General features: G+C 41.1%; 18 protein-coding genes. All 18 read right to left on the reverse strand.

What is annotated here, in order from left to right; all coding sequences use genetic code 11:
- On the reverse strand, positions 1 to 2,303 hold a 2,303-nt coding region (locus N8M09_RS08620; protein WP_261064886.1), incomplete at its 3' end, for a phage tail spike protein.
- Positions 2,300 to 2,995 (reverse strand): phage tail protein, encoded by a 696-nt coding sequence (locus N8M09_RS08625; RefSeq protein ID WP_261064887.1) that lies wholly within the window; start codon positions 2,993 to 2,995, stop codon positions 2,300 to 2,302. The genes N8M09_RS08625 and N8M09_RS08620, both read right to left, overlap by 4 nt.
- Positions 2,995 to 6,018 (reverse strand): PblA, encoded by a 3,024-nt coding sequence (locus tag N8M09_RS08630; protein ID WP_261064888.1) that lies wholly within the window; start codon positions 6,016 to 6,018, stop codon positions 2,995 to 2,997. Before N8M09_RS08630 ends, N8M09_RS08625 begins: the two co-directional genes overlap by 1 nt.
- Entirely contained in the window at positions 6,018 to 6,392 is a 375-nt protein-coding gene (locus N8M09_RS08635; protein ID WP_261064889.1) for a DUF5361 domain-containing protein, read from the reverse strand. Before N8M09_RS08635 ends, N8M09_RS08630 begins: the two co-directional genes overlap by 1 nt.
- Positions 6,393 to 6,406: 14 nt before the next feature.
- Complete coding sequence (locus N8M09_RS08640) at positions 6,407 to 6,718, reverse strand: hypothetical protein (protein WP_419991729.1); 312 nt, start codon at positions 6,716 to 6,718, stop codon at positions 6,407 to 6,409.
- Positions 6,719 to 6,720: 2 nt separating this feature from the next.
- Positions 6,721 to 7,272 carry a phage tail tube protein gene (locus N8M09_RS08645; protein ID WP_261064890.1) on the reverse strand — a complete coding sequence of 184 codons (552 nt, stop codon included), beginning with the start codon at positions 7,270 to 7,272 and terminating at the stop codon, positions 6,721 to 6,723.
- Between the two features lie 14 nt (positions 7,273 to 7,286).
- Positions 7,287 to 7,622 carry a hypothetical protein gene (locus N8M09_RS08650; RefSeq protein WP_261064891.1) on the reverse strand — a complete coding sequence of 112 codons (336 nt, stop codon included), beginning with the start codon at positions 7,620 to 7,622 and terminating at the stop codon, positions 7,287 to 7,289.
- The gene (locus tag N8M09_RS08655; RefSeq protein ID WP_070480010.1) at positions 7,623 to 7,859 is read right to left on the reverse strand and encodes a hypothetical protein; all 237 of its coding nucleotides are present in this window, start codon (positions 7,857 to 7,859) and stop codon (positions 7,623 to 7,625) included.
- Complete coding sequence (locus tag N8M09_RS08660) at positions 7,852 to 8,190, reverse strand: hypothetical protein (RefSeq protein WP_261064892.1); 339 nt, start codon at positions 8,188 to 8,190, stop codon at positions 7,852 to 7,854. Before N8M09_RS08660 ends, N8M09_RS08655 begins: the two co-directional genes overlap by 8 nt.
- The gene (locus tag N8M09_RS08665; protein ID WP_061087429.1) at positions 8,177 to 8,572 is read right to left on the reverse strand and encodes a phage Gp19/Gp15/Gp42 family protein; all 396 of its coding nucleotides are present in this window, start codon (positions 8,570 to 8,572) and stop codon (positions 8,177 to 8,179) included. The genes N8M09_RS08660 and N8M09_RS08665 overlap by 14 nt, the downstream gene beginning before the upstream one ends.
- 20 nt (positions 8,573 to 8,592) lie before the next feature.
- Entirely contained in the window at positions 8,593 to 8,811 is a 219-nt protein-coding gene (locus tag N8M09_RS08670) for a hypothetical protein (RefSeq protein WP_261044752.1), read from the reverse strand.
- A 3-nt stretch (positions 8,812 to 8,814) separates the two neighbouring features.
- A complete protein-coding gene (locus N8M09_RS08675; RefSeq protein WP_261044751.1) occupies positions 8,815 to 9,711 on the reverse strand; it encodes a phage major capsid protein in 897 nt (298 codons plus the stop codon).
- A gap of 14 nt (positions 9,712 to 9,725) precedes the next feature.
- Positions 9,726 to 10,187 (reverse strand): capsid assembly scaffolding protein Gp46 family protein, encoded by a 462-nt coding sequence (locus tag N8M09_RS08680; RefSeq protein WP_261064893.1) that lies wholly within the window; start codon positions 10,185 to 10,187, stop codon positions 9,726 to 9,728.
- 80 nt (positions 10,188 to 10,267) lie between these two features.
- On the reverse strand, positions 10,268 to 11,680 hold the full coding sequence (locus N8M09_RS08685) for a terminase (RefSeq protein ID WP_261064894.1): 1,413 nt from the start codon (positions 11,678 to 11,680) through the stop codon (positions 10,268 to 10,270).
- Positions 11,681 to 11,743: 63 nt separating this feature from the next.
- Positions 11,744 to 12,010: a hypothetical protein gene (locus N8M09_RS08690; protein WP_261064895.1), complete on the reverse strand. Its 267-nt coding sequence runs from the start codon at positions 12,008 to 12,010 to the stop codon at positions 11,744 to 11,746.
- Positions 12,011 to 12,061: 51 nt separating this feature from the next.
- The gene (locus N8M09_RS08695; protein WP_261064896.1) at positions 12,062 to 12,301 is read right to left on the reverse strand and encodes a hypothetical protein; all 240 of its coding nucleotides are present in this window, start codon (positions 12,299 to 12,301) and stop codon (positions 12,062 to 12,064) included.
- A complete protein-coding gene (locus N8M09_RS08700) occupies positions 12,301 to 13,536 on the reverse strand; it encodes a hypothetical protein (RefSeq protein ID WP_261064897.1) in 1,236 nt (411 codons plus the stop codon). The genes N8M09_RS08695 and N8M09_RS08700 overlap by 1 nt, the downstream gene beginning before the upstream one ends.
- Positions 13,526 to 14,794: a hypothetical protein gene (locus tag N8M09_RS08705; protein ID WP_261064898.1), complete on the reverse strand. Its 1,269-nt coding sequence runs from the start codon at positions 14,792 to 14,794 to the stop codon at positions 13,526 to 13,528. Before N8M09_RS08705 ends, N8M09_RS08700 begins: the two co-directional genes overlap by 11 nt.
- Between the last annotated feature and the right edge of the window lie 179 nt (positions 14,795 to 14,973).

Genomic DNA, 14,973 nt, shown 5'->3' on the forward strand with positions numbered 1-14,973 from the left:
GTGTATTGACCAAATCTGAAGCCTCCAATTTTACCTTGAAAACCTTCTAGAAATGTCGCAGTGACTACCACTGACCGAAGTTTGTTGATGAAAGCCTCTTTAGCAGCAAGCATATCTGTGAAGATGTTACTTGCTACTAGCTTGTTTGCAAATGCTTGGTCCATCAACACTTTATCAGCAGTCACTGCTTCAGTGTCTAATATCGTAGTAGTCACCGAACCTGCTTCAAAATTGGCCGTTTTCAGCTTATCAATCATGGCCGACTTGATAACTGCCTTATCAATCAGAGTTTCGCCGGTGATGTGAGTAGCCTTACCAGTGATACGATTTTGTCCATTTGAACCAAGATTAATTCCTGAAATCAAATCACCTGCGCTATTGATGTTTTGAACGGACCATGAGCCGGCCAACTGTCTTTGAACGGTTTTCAGACCTTCATTCTTAGACACCTCAACCTGGAACAGCTGATTGGTCATAGCCATGCGAGCGACCTTGTTAGAGATGTCGTTCTCATTACTGCCAATAATACGCTCATAGAGTTGGCTGGTTTCTTTGACACGCTGGAAATCGACTTGGTTAGCTTTGCCAGCTATCTGAGATGTGATACTTGCAAATTGACCATCTACTGTCTGCTTGTACTGAGCTATTTTCGTAGCGATATCGTTGTTCGTCTGCGTGCTCATCGCACTAAATCGACGTTCTAGACCTCTCACATCCTCTTGATAAGCTGATTTCCCAACGTAATCTCTGGATATCTGCTCACGTACTGCGCTGACTTGACGAGCGCTCTCGTCTCGAGCATAACGTTGCAAACTCTCTTGTCGCTGACCATCCTTGCTGATGTAAGTTTCAACAGCTCCCATTTTAGTAAACAGACTATCTGCAGTGCTCTTAACTTTATTTAGCTTAGTGCCGTACTGAGTCTTGAACGACTCAATCTGATTAAGCGCATTTTGAGAAGAGTTCTGTAGATTAGTAATGTCTGCTCTTGCTCGCTCACTAATTCGTTTCGCTTCTTGAGCGAGTATGCTGCTTGCGCCAGCATTTCTCAAGGCTTCTTCTGCCTTTCGTCTAGCTTCTTGGATTGAAGCATTATCAAAGCTGTCGAAACGCTGATTGATAGTATCAGAGAGTTCCCTCTTGACTTCTTCGGCTCTGGCTTTAGCAGCATTAAGACCGTCTGTGAATTGATTGACAAACTCTTCTTTCTTCCTGTCAAAAGCAAGACTAGCATTCTTGAGTTCTCTTGCTAACTGCCTTTCAAAATCACTTTGAAGTTGTTGAGCTTCATCCTTAACTGCATCACTCACTGCGTTACCAATCGCATTCGCAAGGCCTGACTTGAACTGCCCAAAACCAATTGTCTTCAATTTTTTGCCCATTGGTGAGTAAGTGTACTTAGTAATCTTCTTGCGCACGTCAAGATTGTAGACATCGTGAAATAAACTCACAATATCAAACATCTGGACAGGCACATCACTCTGGCCGACAACCTCAAGCTCAAGGCTATCTTCCATCATGTCACAGAGCGAAGTTCGATAATACTGCTCACCATATTTTCGAAGGCTTGCTTCATCATTCACATCCCGATCATTAACCTCAATCACATCTTCGTAGATTTGACTGTACTTGTTAATGAGCGGACTATCCACAACTACAGAAAACTTGCGGTCAGGCGCCTTCTCTCCCCCACCTTTGACAGTCGCCGTAAAGGTAATTCGAGTCTTCAAAGACTTAGTAGATGTCTTGTGTTGATAGCTAGACAGATTCTTTTTGTACATAAAGAGCGATTCGTTTTCCGAACCGCCATTTTTTAACAAGCGAACCTGGTAACCATGCCGTACAAGGTCGCCACCCCATTGGCCAATAATAGAGTGCTTATCTTTCGCAAATGCCTCCATGGCATTCTTAGATCCAACATTGAAGGTGTGTCTATCTTCAATATCAGAGAAAAATGAGAATGGATTGTCACGAGTGATGCTTCCAGCGAAGCGACTTAAAGCAGTTGAACCAGTCTGTCTATCCAAAGAGATTGGATTGACCAGATAGTTATTCAACAAGGTAAACGCTTGGTTGGCATAGACTTGAATATAGCCGTGCTTCTTCTCTACCTCAAAGACGACAAAATCCTGCTCGCCATGAAGATCATCAGCTGTTAAGAAAGTCTCTTCCTTCAGCTTCTCCCATAATGAATCCGAAGTCGGAAATCGGAAGGTCAATTGATAGGTGCTATTAGCCTCTTGAACAATCTCATCAGCATAGGCAGCGTTCAGAGGCATATTCCCATTTGTTAAATAAATCAAATCTTATACCTCCAATTAGGTCGAATAGTAATTTTTCGGACGGTTCCAGTAAATGAAACACCAACTTTTCCTGTCGGGATTTCGAGGAACCCTCCACGCTTCCGAAGTGTGTTCTGAACCACTCCAGTAGCATTGTAGATGTTTTGCTTGCCTTGCCTGCAATCAATCGTGACCTTGGTCTTAATAGCAAGATACATGGTCTTACGGCCAATAGTAAGGGAGATATCACCATCCCCCTCAACCTCGATGATTGGTTCAGAATAAACCGTCCCAAGATTATTGATTGTACCAGATGCAGTAAGAACAACAGGTTCTACGCTCTTCTGATATCTGAAGGGTTGCATGTCTAACTTGATCTCTAACTTCCAAGCATGATTCCCAAAAGGTTCAAAACTAGCAGTCACAAAGTTAGCATAAAACAATGAGCTAAGCTGATAGCTAAATTCCAAAACATTATCATTCGATTGAAACTTATCAAGAATGCTTGAAATCTCAACCATTTTTTTAACGTGGAGAGTGAAGGTCCTTTCGTAACTGTCGAAAGAACCGTCTAACACACGGTAACTACCATTGACTCCATAAAGAGTTGCCTTCTCTCCTTTTGGCTTAGCAGCCTCCACCTTCCCAAAATCGGTCACAACACAACCAGGAAGGCTTGATGTATTAAAACCGTTGATGATCATATAATCCATTAAATTCCTCCCCTCGCATAAATAGCACCGTGTTGTTCATAGGTTTTGATTGAGATAATGTCATTATCCAGATAAACGTCTGACGATTTTTCAAGGATAGCAGTAAGGATTCTCTCCATACTTGCTCTCAGAATCGCTATCTCAGACACGGTTTTATTTTCATGCGCTTCAAATTGAGACGACGGCATAGCCAACTGTGCCTCAAGACTTTTGGTCACGGACGCAGATGAGTTCAGATCCAGACTGTCTCCTGAAAATACATCCGAAATCTCACCAGCCATACCTCCGACCGTTTTCTTGACGTCTTTAAACCCATCTTTTAATCCATTGTCTAAACTTCCCATAATTGCATTACCTGCTGGAATCAAAAGCTTACGGTCATACTCAATAGGTCCTTTATGGTCACGGATCCAACCAGCGATACCACCGACGAAGTCAGTTACAGAAGACCACATAGACTGCAAACCATTCAAGAAACCTTGTAAGATTGCTTGTCCTGCACTATACAAATCAATATTCCACAATTGATTGAAGAATCCAGTTACATTACTTACAAGACTAGATACCGCATTAGACATGTTGTTCCAGGCATTTTGCGCCCCGGATACGAGACCATTGATAATACTTAGAACGCTAGACGCTAGAGAACTCCAAGCATTGCTTGCCGTTGACTTAATACCTTCCCACAAACTTGATAGGAAGTTCATAAAGCCATCCCAGATATTTTGAGCTCCCTGCACCAGACCTGTTATCAGACTTGTTACAGTAGACTTTATCCATTCCCAAGCCGCTGAAGCAGCAGACTTGATAAATTCCCAGTTAGTAGAGAGACCAATTGAAAAGTTTTCAAAAGCAACTTTACCAAATCCGACAATAGCATCTACAATACCAAAAAAGAAGGTTTTGATACCTTCCCAGACTAGAGAAATGCCATTCTGAATACCTTCCCAAATTAGAGAAAGATCAGCTCCTAGCTGGCTGAAGTTACCTGTCACAAGGTCGATGATGATGAGAATAGTACCCAAGAAAATCGATTTGATAAATTCCCAAGCGCCTTGAAAAATCATCTTAATACCTTCCCAAATTTGAGTAAGACCAGCTGAAATGTTGTTCCAAACATTCATAAATCCATCTATAAACGTTTGAACAATCGTCATCACTGCTGTCGTGATAGCTGTCCAGGCCAAAGATGCGGCCTCTTGAATGCTTATCCATAAATCTGAAAAGAATGTTACAACAGCATTCCACATCGCCTTCAAAGACTCAATGTAAGCGTTCCAGATTGTAACAACTCCATCCCACAAAGTGCTAGCACCTTCAGAGATACCAGACCAAATACCAACAAAGAAATCAGCAATCCCCTGCCAAGCCTGCTTAATCCAATCCACAAAAGATGACCAAATTTGCTGACCAGTTTCTGTTTGAGTGAAAAACCATACAAGACCTGCAGTCAATGCTGCGACTGCCGTTACGATTAAGCCAATCGGGTTGGCAGATAAAACAGCATTAAAGATACCGAACGCTCCACTTGCTCCCATAGTTGCCGCCGCATTCGCAGCTTCTGCGGTAGTGAGTGCACCGGTTCTTACGAACTGAGCTAGCATTAAGCCATTCGTGATAGCTAGAGTTGCATTCCTGATTGTTTCAATTCCTTTTATTACCGCTAAGACAGCTTTATATCCTGCCCATGCACTTGTAATGCCTACAACAGCCGATTTTAAGGCATCTAATGCAAGAGGTGAATCTTTTAACCAAGATGTAAATTTGCTAAGACTTTCAGAGGCATCTCTGATAAAACCTGTGATACTTTCAAAGGCAATGCCTAGCAAATTCACTCCCTGCTCTCCGTCTTTGATTCCTAAAAGATCTCCAACGAAATCAACAACAATACTTGCAACATTACCAGCAACAACCCCGATATTCTCAAAAGTTACTCGGATATTGTCTGCGATGTTGACAATTTGATTAGCAGCACCCTCGCTAAATCCAAGCATGGTCAGGATATCAATGTTATCTTGCTTGCTCAATGAACCAAAGATCATATCAAAGAAGGTTTGAAAGACACCTGTTACTCTCGACAGTTGACTATAGACTGCACTTCCAAAGGCATCCCCAAAAAGCTGAGATGCAATCTGACTAATTCCTTCAGTCAAAACTAAGCCAAGGCCAGAAAAAATATTTCCAACCATTGGTAAAAAATTATCAAAAAGAAAGGTAGATGTTGTCTTAAGCAAAGCATGCAGAGAAGGTAGGATATTCTCCCCTAGCGCTAACTTTCCAAGTACATTCTGAGCTGCAGCTTTCATGGATTCAAAGGAGCCACTAAAAGTAGATGCTGCCTCTTTGGCAGTTGTACCAGTGATGTCAAGATTTTCTTGGATAGCGTGGATAGCATTATAAACATCTGAAAGATTGTTAATGTCGTACTTGACACCAGTCAATTTCTGAGCGTCATTCAAAAGACGCTCCATCTCTTGCTTTGTACCACCGTAACCAAGCTTCAGGTTGTCCAGCATAGTGTAGTTTTGCTTAGCAAAGCCTTGATATGCCATCTGAATGCTCTCCATCGATGTCCCCATCTTGTTCGCATTATCTGACATATCAATCATGGCCATGTTGGCTGTTTCAGCAGCTTTGTTTGTATCGCCGCCCAAAGACTGCAAGAGACTCGCTGAGAAGCCTGTCACATTCTCCATGTAGGCATTAGCTGACAAACCTGTCGTCTTGTAGGCCTCATTAGCATATCCCTTAACCTTGTCAGCAGAACCTTTGAATAGAGTTTCGATACCTCCGAGAGATTGCTGAAGCGCTGCACCTTCACTGATAGCAGCTGAAAAGGCCTTGCCAATCCCTGCCGCTGCAATAACTTTCGTCATAACGCTAACAAGACTAGAACCCAATGACTGTCCAGCGCTTTGTCCTGCTGAACTCGCTTCAGGATCGAGGATTGATTGGATTTTACCAGCAATACCTCTGGCTGATGGTATCAATTGTACATAAGCTTGTGCTATTTCTGTCGCCACTAATCCTCACCTCCTATCTTTTCTAGAATTTGCTGACGATATTCTTCAAAGTCCTCACCAGAATCAAAGATCATCTCCTTACTTTCTTTAGCTTTACCTGTCAGCTCCTCTGCAACCATTAATGGTTTGTTGATTCCTTTCTGACCGTCTGTTGTTTTAAACCACACAAGAGCAGAAAGCCTATCAAGCACGCCTGCAAGCAAAAAGGTTTCAAAAGGAACTTTGCTATTGGTCATTGCTAGTTTGATCCGTGAATCATCTCTCAAACCAAAAGCAAAAACAGCTACCTGGTCAGCAGGTAACTGTCTGTAATCAAAAATCCCATATGTTTCAGCTAAATCACAAATAAGAGCATCTTCATCTGTTTGAATCATTCTAGCAAGGAGCGCTATTTTTTTAACTGGTTCTGACTTGAAAAGATCTCACTAATTTCTGCTCCCATCTTGTCTAAAGGAACAATTCCATCCGCAGTTCGCACATGATTTTTCAAATCTTCCGATTTGTTGCCAAGCATAAGATTGACCACTTTTGGTAAAACTGCTGGATTTGTATCTACTTCAGAGATTGCTTCAAGCAACTCATAGTTTTCCAAGCGCTCTTTTGTGATTTCAAAAGGAAATCCGGTCGAAGTTACTCCACGGATTGTTTTAATCTGTGACGCAGCTCCTTTATTTTTCTTTTTGCGATTTTGTTTTGACATAATTAAGCTCCTTTGATGTATTCATAGTGTGTATCATCAGCAGCATTAGGAAACGCAGTTACAGTCGTACCATAGCCTAGAACACTTCCATCGTTATAAGTGATTTCATCAATGGCAGTTACTTTTCCTGAAGGGATAACAATACGTTTAAGTACACCACCTTTTAGAACCGTTTCGATTACAAGGCAATGATGTGGCAATTCTTTTGAATTTGCCTTAATGGTAATTCCTGATGACAAGTCCCCAGATACATTATCTGATCCATAAACTTCCTTCAAAACTTCCACATTCAATGCTTCAATCAGCATATATTTGAAAGTGTCTGTCTTTTCCTTTTGAACCGAACTTACAACGACGCCACCCCACGCCTTAATATTTTCTGATTCTGGGGAGTTGCTATTGGTCATACCATCTTCTGAAATATAACCAAGCGCTTTAAACGCATCATCTAATTTTGTAGTTGCGTCTGTTGGAAGTGCTGTTCCAAGAGGTGCAGAATAAACCGCACCTCCAATTTTAGGTTTTGCAGTCGTTACATTTGCTTCTGTAGCCATTTAATTTCTCCTTTTTAAAAATAATTAATATCAAATACAGCTTGATATCGATATTGTTTCGTTTCAGTGTCCGTAAAGTTGTAATCGCTGTTTAAGTGGACACCACAGATTGAATCTAATTCAATCAATCCCTTCACAGCACTTTTCACTTTCACATTAAGCTCTGCAGCCTTCTGCATAGTAGGGGCATAGCTTTGAAAAGCAAATGTCGCACTACCAGAATGATTTCGCTCCTTACCACCAGTTTTTTGAATAATGACAAAGCTATCGGGAGCTTCAGCTTCATGCTCAAAAAATGACGGTACATCTAAATGACCGTCAAGATATTTCTTGATAATAATTTCAATCATCTAATGCACCGCCTTCAACAATGTGTTATTTTTCAAATTATCCCTTTTTGCTTTTCGCGTAGCTGGATAAATCATAGCATTGGCCCTTGTCTTACCAACGTGGCTATCTTGTTCATAGCCAGGACCACATCTTTTTTTAATGACCGTTGCTTCTTTGTTCAGAATATCCTGAATCTCTTTGGATTTCAAAAGAGCTCCTACACCCGCACCGATAAGCTTGACTTTTGTATTACTCATACGCTTCAACCATCACTTTCTTATTCCATTCCAGAGGCATCATGGCTTCAATGCCTTCCAAAGGAATGCCAATTGTCCGCCATTTTCGACCAAAGAAACGAACTTCACGGTCTTTCCACTCGTTCTGGTCACCTTTTGGGATTCCTAGCGTATAAGAAGCCTTCTTTCCGGTCAGATTGAGCTGATTCGTGACATCTTCTGTTGAAGCTGGAACAACCAGAACATTATCTACTTGAATTTCTTTATTCTCATAGATAGGATGACCAAAGTCATCCGTTCCATTCTTGGTTTTTCCAATCAATGTTACAGTAATTCCTTTAATCCGTCCCATAGATATCAATCACCCCATATCTTTGCTTTTTGAGGCCCAGACGTTTCAATTCTGAATCCTTGATAAAGAGACCACCGCCAGGAACTAGATAAGAACCACTGAAGGAATAACCTAAAGCAGACTCAGCCACCTGAGTCATTGGTTCCTGATCAGTTGAGGTCATCAACGTGCGAGCTACCACATCAACCGTGACGGACTTGACCACCATAGCAAAAGATGGGTCAGTAGCCACCAACCCATCTAAATCCTTGCCAACTTTTTTAGCTTCAACACGAAGAGAATGAGAAACAACTTCCAACAGCGCCTCGGCTCGTTTTTCCTCATCGAATTTCAACGCTCGCCACAATTTTTTCAAATCTTCTACTGTTGCAAAGTTTTCCATTTCTACCTCCAGCCAAGCGACTACTGAACTTCAGTGTCAGTTTGTTCAATCAGCGAAATCAATTCAGGTTTTGTGGCACGGTTATCATAAATAATACCTTTTTCATCAAGGATTTTTTTCAATGCTGCATTAGTCAATGAGTCCAAAGGTTTGTATGCTTCACTTGGAACCCAATCGCCTCCACTAATTGCATTTTCAGTAACGATAGTAGCCCCCGTTTTTACATTAATGTATTCCATATACTACCCCGCTTTCACAATACGAGCAAAGCTGTTTTTGTCCAAAATTCCCCATCCGAGATAAATTTCTGCACGAAGATAGACTTGGTTATAACCTTTCAAGTCTTTTCCAGAATTGTCTGGATCACCATATCGAATGACTTCGAGTGGAATCTGCTTAGCATATCCCCATTTAACCATGTTAGCAAAGTCACCAACAATAGCAACATCTTTGTTAGTTCCGACATTGAGACCAACCGTTGTATTTACATCTACAGGTAGACCATTAATGGCCCCTGGATTTGCTCCCCATGCCAATTCAGGATAAAGGCGCTCATTTGCTGCATTTTTCATACTTGCAAGTGCGCTTGAAAATGTAGTATCAATAGCCATACCGCTAACAATATTATCGGCCCCTTGAATCATTTTCACTGCATCTTCAACATTTGCATCTGGATCATTGGCTGTAAAATTAACGGTTTGAGTAACGGCTTTATCAAAACAGTTATCTCCGATAACCGCAGACTCTTGTTTCGTACGTGGATTGACTCCGTGAAATGACATCAGATCAACACCACGAGCTACTTTAACGGCAAATCCTTCGTTAAATGATTTTAATGTGTCAATTTTAGCCTCTTCTGATGCATAGATAAATTCATCAGATACACGAGCACCATACTCAATTTTAATTGGCACAATAGTGACTGGTTCTAAGCTAACACCACCATGGGTTTTCTTACCATTTTCTGCAACGATGTCAACATCAGAATCCAATGAGAATGTAAATTCCCGCAATCCATTAAACGGGATAACTTGTTGATTAGACAATTTAGCCAGTGAGCTGTGACCCTTAACTTTGTTGATAAGGTCTGTCACAAGCATTGGGTCAAATAATGTTCCTCTTGATAGTTGATCTGTCATATATTATTACTCCTTTAATCTTCAAAAACTAAACCTTGTACTAGGTTTTTATAAGATGTATTTTCAGTTTTTTCTAGAGTAGGCTCTAGAGTTCGCATTGGTGCGACATGTTCAGTATGTTTCACGAAAGATGCCAAGCGCTCTGCATCTGCTTTGAAGCTCTCTTCATCAGTTCCCTGCAAACGGTCTGCAAGGTCGTAAGGCAATCCATGTTGCAAAGCCACACGAGTTTTCAGACTAGCTGTCTCATAATTAGAGATTTGCTTCTGCAAATCTTCAAGTTGCTTGTCAGCATCTGCCTTACTTTGACGATTAGCTTCAATTGTTGACTTCAAGCCAACATTTTCTGTTTCCAATTCTGTAACTCGAGATTTGAGCTGGTCATAGTCGCTGTACTTCGCTTTCTCACGAGATAAACGCTCCTTAATAGCAGCATCAAATTCTTCTTGTGTAGTGATTGGTTTAAATTCTGACATTCTCATGTCTCCTTTCTCCTGCTTCCCCGGCAGTTCGGTAATTTTTAGCATCAAAAAAAGCAGTCACAAGACCGCTTATTTTAATAACTGATTTTTTGCTTTTTCTTAGGCTTGGTCGTAGCACAAGCCCAGTGCGCAAGCAGAGCGCTGTCCATCAAAGAAATATCCATATCGTCAAAGTGCGATCGATAACCAAAGCCACCGTTGGAGCCAATATTCCGCTTATCGCAGTTAGTAGCTACTTTAGACAATGATGGTTGTCCAGCGTGACAGATGGTTTTCTGGTAAATCCCCTGTTCCCAAAGAGCGTTGGCCACGATGATTTCTTTCACCGTTGGTAGAATCACATTCTTGATTCTGTAGTCCTTCAACTCTTCGTCCAGAATCTTTTGCCCACTTGCGCCATCAATGACGATTTGAGCCACGTCGGATTGACGCAAGAAAGCAACCATCCACTCATTCCCATTACGAACGGATTGACAATCGACTGTTTCCACAAAGAAACGGCCATCCTTGGTACGTGCAGCAATGCTCAAAGCCACGTTCGTTCCATCTTGGCCATACTTGATACCAACAGACAACTTGCCAGACAATTCTGGCATGTCATCCACCTTGAGCTCGTTCCACTCAGTTTCAGAAATAGCAGATTTTTGGTTGTAAGTTGGCCAAAATCCCAAACGTTGAATATTATGGTCCAGCTTATCCTCACCAAGCTCTGCTTCAATCTTACGCTCATTTAAGTGGTAGCCCATGGATGGATTGGAATTATACCAAGCTTCCACATCGTCAATTTCCTTTTCGTCAGAAACCGACCACTCAGCCCAGCCAGAATACTTCCCTTTCCCAAAGAGACAAGTCTCACGATACTTAGTAAAGACCGTACCGCTTGATACAGGGGTTGGAGGTGTCCCACACATGATTGTGATAGGATTCTCACTATCCGTAACCGTGTATTTCAAAGCAGATTCTTGCTCGGTCGTATACTCTTGAGCCTCGTCAATGATCAGCATGTCGAACCCTTCACCAAGACCACCGTTTGATGTCCTAGTACGAAATTGGATAACACCACCTGTTGAATAAAGTTCAATCCTCTCCTGTCCCTTCGCTCGAATAGAATTGAAATCCTCTCCATCCACATATCCCATTTTTTCAAGGTATCGTTTAACCTTTTCAAAAGAGGCATGAGAGGTAGAAATCCTGTGAGCAGTATGCAAGATATTCAATCCTTCATGTAGCCCCCAAATTTCAGCGATATAAACGATTTCAGTTTTCCCGTTACGACGAGGAATAGAGTAACCAAACTTCTGATGCACCCAAAGCCCGTTCTTGTCAACAGCCATCATAGGCAACAAAAGATTCTTCTGCCAAGCATAACAAGAAAGACCAGTCCGCTCGTAAAGTTCAATCGCTTCTTTAGCTTTTGAATTTTTCTTGACGTATTTTAAAATCACCGATTGAGTAGGATTCTGATTGCCAAGTTTCTTCCTCGCCATTCTAATTTCCTTTCAATCGTCATCGCATGATAACCCTATCGCTGGGAGATATCGGATCACCTCCTAGATACTGTCTAAAATATTCAAATACTCTACTTCTTCGTATGTTTCTGCAAAAATATCTGGTTTGCATGGATAAAATTCACCTTGAACTCCTTTGATAATATAATCCCCTTTTTTGGCTATCATATCACCTTCAAGTGTATCAATGCATATATTCCCAAGTGCATCAAACCAAATCTTATTTTCTGCAAAGTCAATTACTTCTTTATAGTTATTCCCGTTCCAAAGAACTGCCTCAACCACAACAGGTTTCTTTCTGTACTTCATTTTCTGACTCCTTTCAAAGCATAATAAAAGCACCTAGAATTTTCTAAGTGCTTATCCCCAAGCGAAAGATTTCTCGTTTGGTAGTTCTCCTCTATCCCACATCTGCTTCACTGCTCCACGAGCCTTGTTCGCATAGTAAGGATAACCTAGTTCTTTATCATAATTCGACTCAATGACAACTGTAACTTCACCAGTACTCTCATCAATCTCAATCATACCTGGGTCACGGTTTTCAGGAATATACCAATAACCCTTACTTTTTGAATTGAAAATTTTAATAAGTTTAAGCATTATAGGTCTCCTTTCTCCTTCATCCAAGCAATCCATGCTTTTTGGTAGTTATAGGTTTTATTAGTAAGTTCGTGTGCTTCATCATACTTCATCCCCTTTGCCATCAAATCATGTTCCATCAACTCATGATTTAACATTACAAGGTCGTGAGGTTGAATATTCTTACCACCAATCTCTGAAAGTCGTCGCCAACTCTCAGCCATGTCATAGCTAGGGTCGAAACGTTTCCGACCATCTTCTAAATCATACTCATTAATAAAAATATGGTTGTAAATCTTCTCAACATCTGCTTGTGAAAGACCGCTATTGTTAGATACCTTCACTATTTCATGTTGCTTATTTCGATTTCGTACACTCTCATAAAATTCTTGAGCATGCCGATCACGCTCTTTATTATATGGATCATTTCTATCATTCCAAGCGCCATACACAGCACCACTACTCTTCATAACCCTATTATAGCGCTTTTGCTCACGCTCGTCAACAGATACTACGCCAATTAACTTCCTACGCTCAACTCTCTCTTTGTCTATAGAATTCCATTTCTTCGTCCAGACATTTTGAGTTTTTCCGCTTTTCGGATCATAGTCTACAATACAACGACAATGCTGATGTCTTCTATAAACGTCCTTCGGAACTCTTGGATATTTATAATTCCCTTGAACTTCCTGACACCACTCACAACAATGAAAATACGACTTTCGGACAATCTCAGGTTGCAATCCAGACCGATGATGAAACTCCGCATTTTTCTGGATACTATCATCAATTATGGACTGTGTGAAGTTCACAATAGGTTCACCGATTAACCAACTGACATCCTCAAAATTCTCCTCAGACGAAAAGCGATTGACAATGCCAGCTATTCGATCCAGATTTAATTCAGGAACTTGAACTTTCAGACCGATTTTCGCTTCCTGGTTCAAATTCTTCTGAACCTCACTAGTATAACCACTCACAAGCTCGTGATTTCGTCCTAGCACGTCCGTCAGCAAACGCTGGGCGATGTTATAATACATTTTACCGTCTGGTAATTTATCGGCGCTCAGAGACGCTCCTAGAGCCTTAGAGAGAATTTCTCCAACTTCAATCGCAAACTCATTTGCTGTTTTGTAAGTGGCTTTTTTCCCCTTTAATGCAGCAAAAGCATTTCTGACAATCTCACTCTTACCAAAATCTCGTTCAAACCTCTCCTGAACCTCTTGCAAGATACTAGGTAAAACATCATTCTCCATTTGAACCACCCTCGCTTACCACTGGTTTAGCTGACATGTCTCCAGCGATACCAGTAAGATCTCGAATGGTTTCTGCGTTGATGTAACCAGGTAATGCCTGATTTAATTTGACAACACCGTCACCAATCATGGTCATCGTATTCGCATCCGCTTCAAACAATGGCTCCCACTTAACTGTGGTTCTTACGAATTGACTTCTGGCATAATGAAACTCATCACGCAAGCAAGCTGCAACATAAGCGACATTTAGCAATCCAGCTCCTAGTGAGCGCTGAGCCTTTCTACCTGCGAGACGAAGATTTTCGTGACTAGCCTTGATAGCTTCAACAGATGATGGATTGTCAGACACAAACCCCATGTCATCCAAGGTCAACCCCATCTCTCCAGCAAATCCAGCAGCAGCCGTTCTCAGTTGCTCTGTAAAAGGAGACATACTCGCTGTAGTAAATTGACCAATACTTGGTTTTTCTCCACTGTCACTGGCAGAAATTGTCAATAAACTTGATACAGTAGCTTTATAAGTTTCCAACTGCTCTGCATCAGGATCTAATCCAATAATATATTTTTGTGGCCATGAATAAAACTCTGCAGTAATATTAGCACGTTCAAATGTTTGTTCAGCTTCCTTTTGATAGTACATGCCAGCTCTTGTAATTCTTGATCTACCAAATGGACGAACTGCATCAGGTCGATGAATTACTGGGACAAGTAATGGAATGCCCACTTCATTCGATATCGAGTACGGATTTCCATTTTTTGGAATAAAGTGTGTAGCATTAGGTTCAAAGTATGCTTCAAGTGTTGGTCGATTGTAATCATCACGAGCCAATACTGCATAACCTTCTACAAGCAATCCAGTGATAGGATCAATGACACCAGTCGCATTGCTAGCCTCAATAACTTGTAACCTCACCTCATCATCTTCACCTTTTGAAATATAGATAAAGCAACACGAACCAATCAGTGCAGCTAGAATAGCACTATCAAATAAGATATCAGGGTTGTTGCGATCAAAGATTTCTGTAACATTAAAATCATCATTTGTAAATTCACGAAATACTAAACGATCCGCAAGGCAATCTACCCCTTTTGCAGTCCATCCAAGAGTAGCTCTATATTTAGCTCTCACATGAGCAGGAATTGTAATTCCGATAGGTGCTCTGTAATGTTGCATTGCATAGTATTTATACCTCAGATTAACTCTACTCTGATAGAGATTCAACTTTTTCCTGAGATATTCAATCCCTCTTAATTCCAAACCGTTCTCCTTTCGTTGTGATGATTTGGCGCGAGAAAAAATGTACAGTGACGGCGTGAAGCTCGCGAGCGCCTAGTGGGAGGGGGATACCCCCCTATACTTTAGCTAGGACTTACTTCACACATATCTGTTATTTTTTCAAAATTTAAGCATTCATTATTATTTTGATATTTTTAAAA

The sequence above is a fragment of the Streptococcus mitis genome (assembly GCF_946190375.1).
In the GTDB taxonomy this organism is placed as follows: Bacteria; Bacillota; Bacilli; order Lactobacillales; family Streptococcaceae; genus Streptococcus; species Streptococcus mitis_CJ.

Coding starts and splice junctions, on each gene's coding strand:
- N8M09_RS08650 (WP_261064891.1), bottom strand. CDS start 7,622: ATGATTGAAATTATTATCAAGAAATATCTTGACGGTCATTTAGATGTA.
- N8M09_RS08655 (WP_070480010.1), bottom strand. CDS start 7,859: ATGAGTAATACAAAAGTCAAGCTTATCGGTGCGGGTGTAGGAGCTCTT.
- N8M09_RS08680 (WP_261064893.1), bottom strand. CDS start 10,187: ATGTCAGAATTTAAACCAATCACTACACAAGAAGAATTTGATGCTGCT.
- N8M09_RS08690 (WP_261064895.1), bottom strand. CDS start 12,010: ATGAAGTACAGAAAGAAACCTGTTGTGGTTGAGGCAGTTCTTTGGAAC.
- N8M09_RS08645 (WP_261064890.1), bottom strand. CDS start 7,272: ATGGCTACAGAAGCAAATGTAACGACTGCAAAACCTAAAATTGGAGGT.
- N8M09_RS08700 (WP_261064897.1), bottom strand. CDS start 13,536: ATGGAGAATGATGTTTTACCTAGTATCTTGCAAGAGGTTCAGGAGAGG.
- N8M09_RS08675 (WP_261044751.1), bottom strand. CDS start 9,711: ATGACAGATCAACTATCAAGAGGAACATTATTTGACCCAATGCTTGTG.
- N8M09_RS08640 (WP_419991729.1), bottom strand. CDS start 6,718: ATGTCAAAACAAAATCGCAAAAAGAAAAATAAAGGAGCTGCGTCACAG.
- N8M09_RS08685 (WP_261064894.1), bottom strand. CDS start 11,680: ATGGCGAGGAAGAAACTTGGCAATCAGAATCCTACTCAATCGGTGATT.
- N8M09_RS08665 (WP_061087429.1), bottom strand. CDS start 8,572: ATGGAAAACTTTGCAACAGTAGAAGATTTGAAAAAATTGTGGCGAGCG.
- N8M09_RS08660 (WP_261064892.1), bottom strand. CDS start 8,190: ATGGGACGGATTAAAGGAATTACTGTAACATTGATTGGAAAAACCAAG.
- N8M09_RS08695 (WP_261064896.1), bottom strand. CDS start 12,301: ATGCTTAAACTTATTAAAATTTTCAATTCAAAAAGTAAGGGTTATTGG.
- N8M09_RS08670 (WP_261044752.1), bottom strand. CDS start 8,811: ATGGAATACATTAATGTAAAAACGGGGGCTACTATCGTTACTGAAAAT.
- N8M09_RS08625 (WP_261064887.1), bottom strand. CDS start 2,995: ATGGATTATATGATCATCAACGGTTTTAATACATCAAGCCTTCCTGGT.
- N8M09_RS08635 (WP_261064889.1), bottom strand. CDS start 6,392: ATGATTCAAACAGATGAAGATGCTCTTATTTGTGATTTAGCTGAAACA.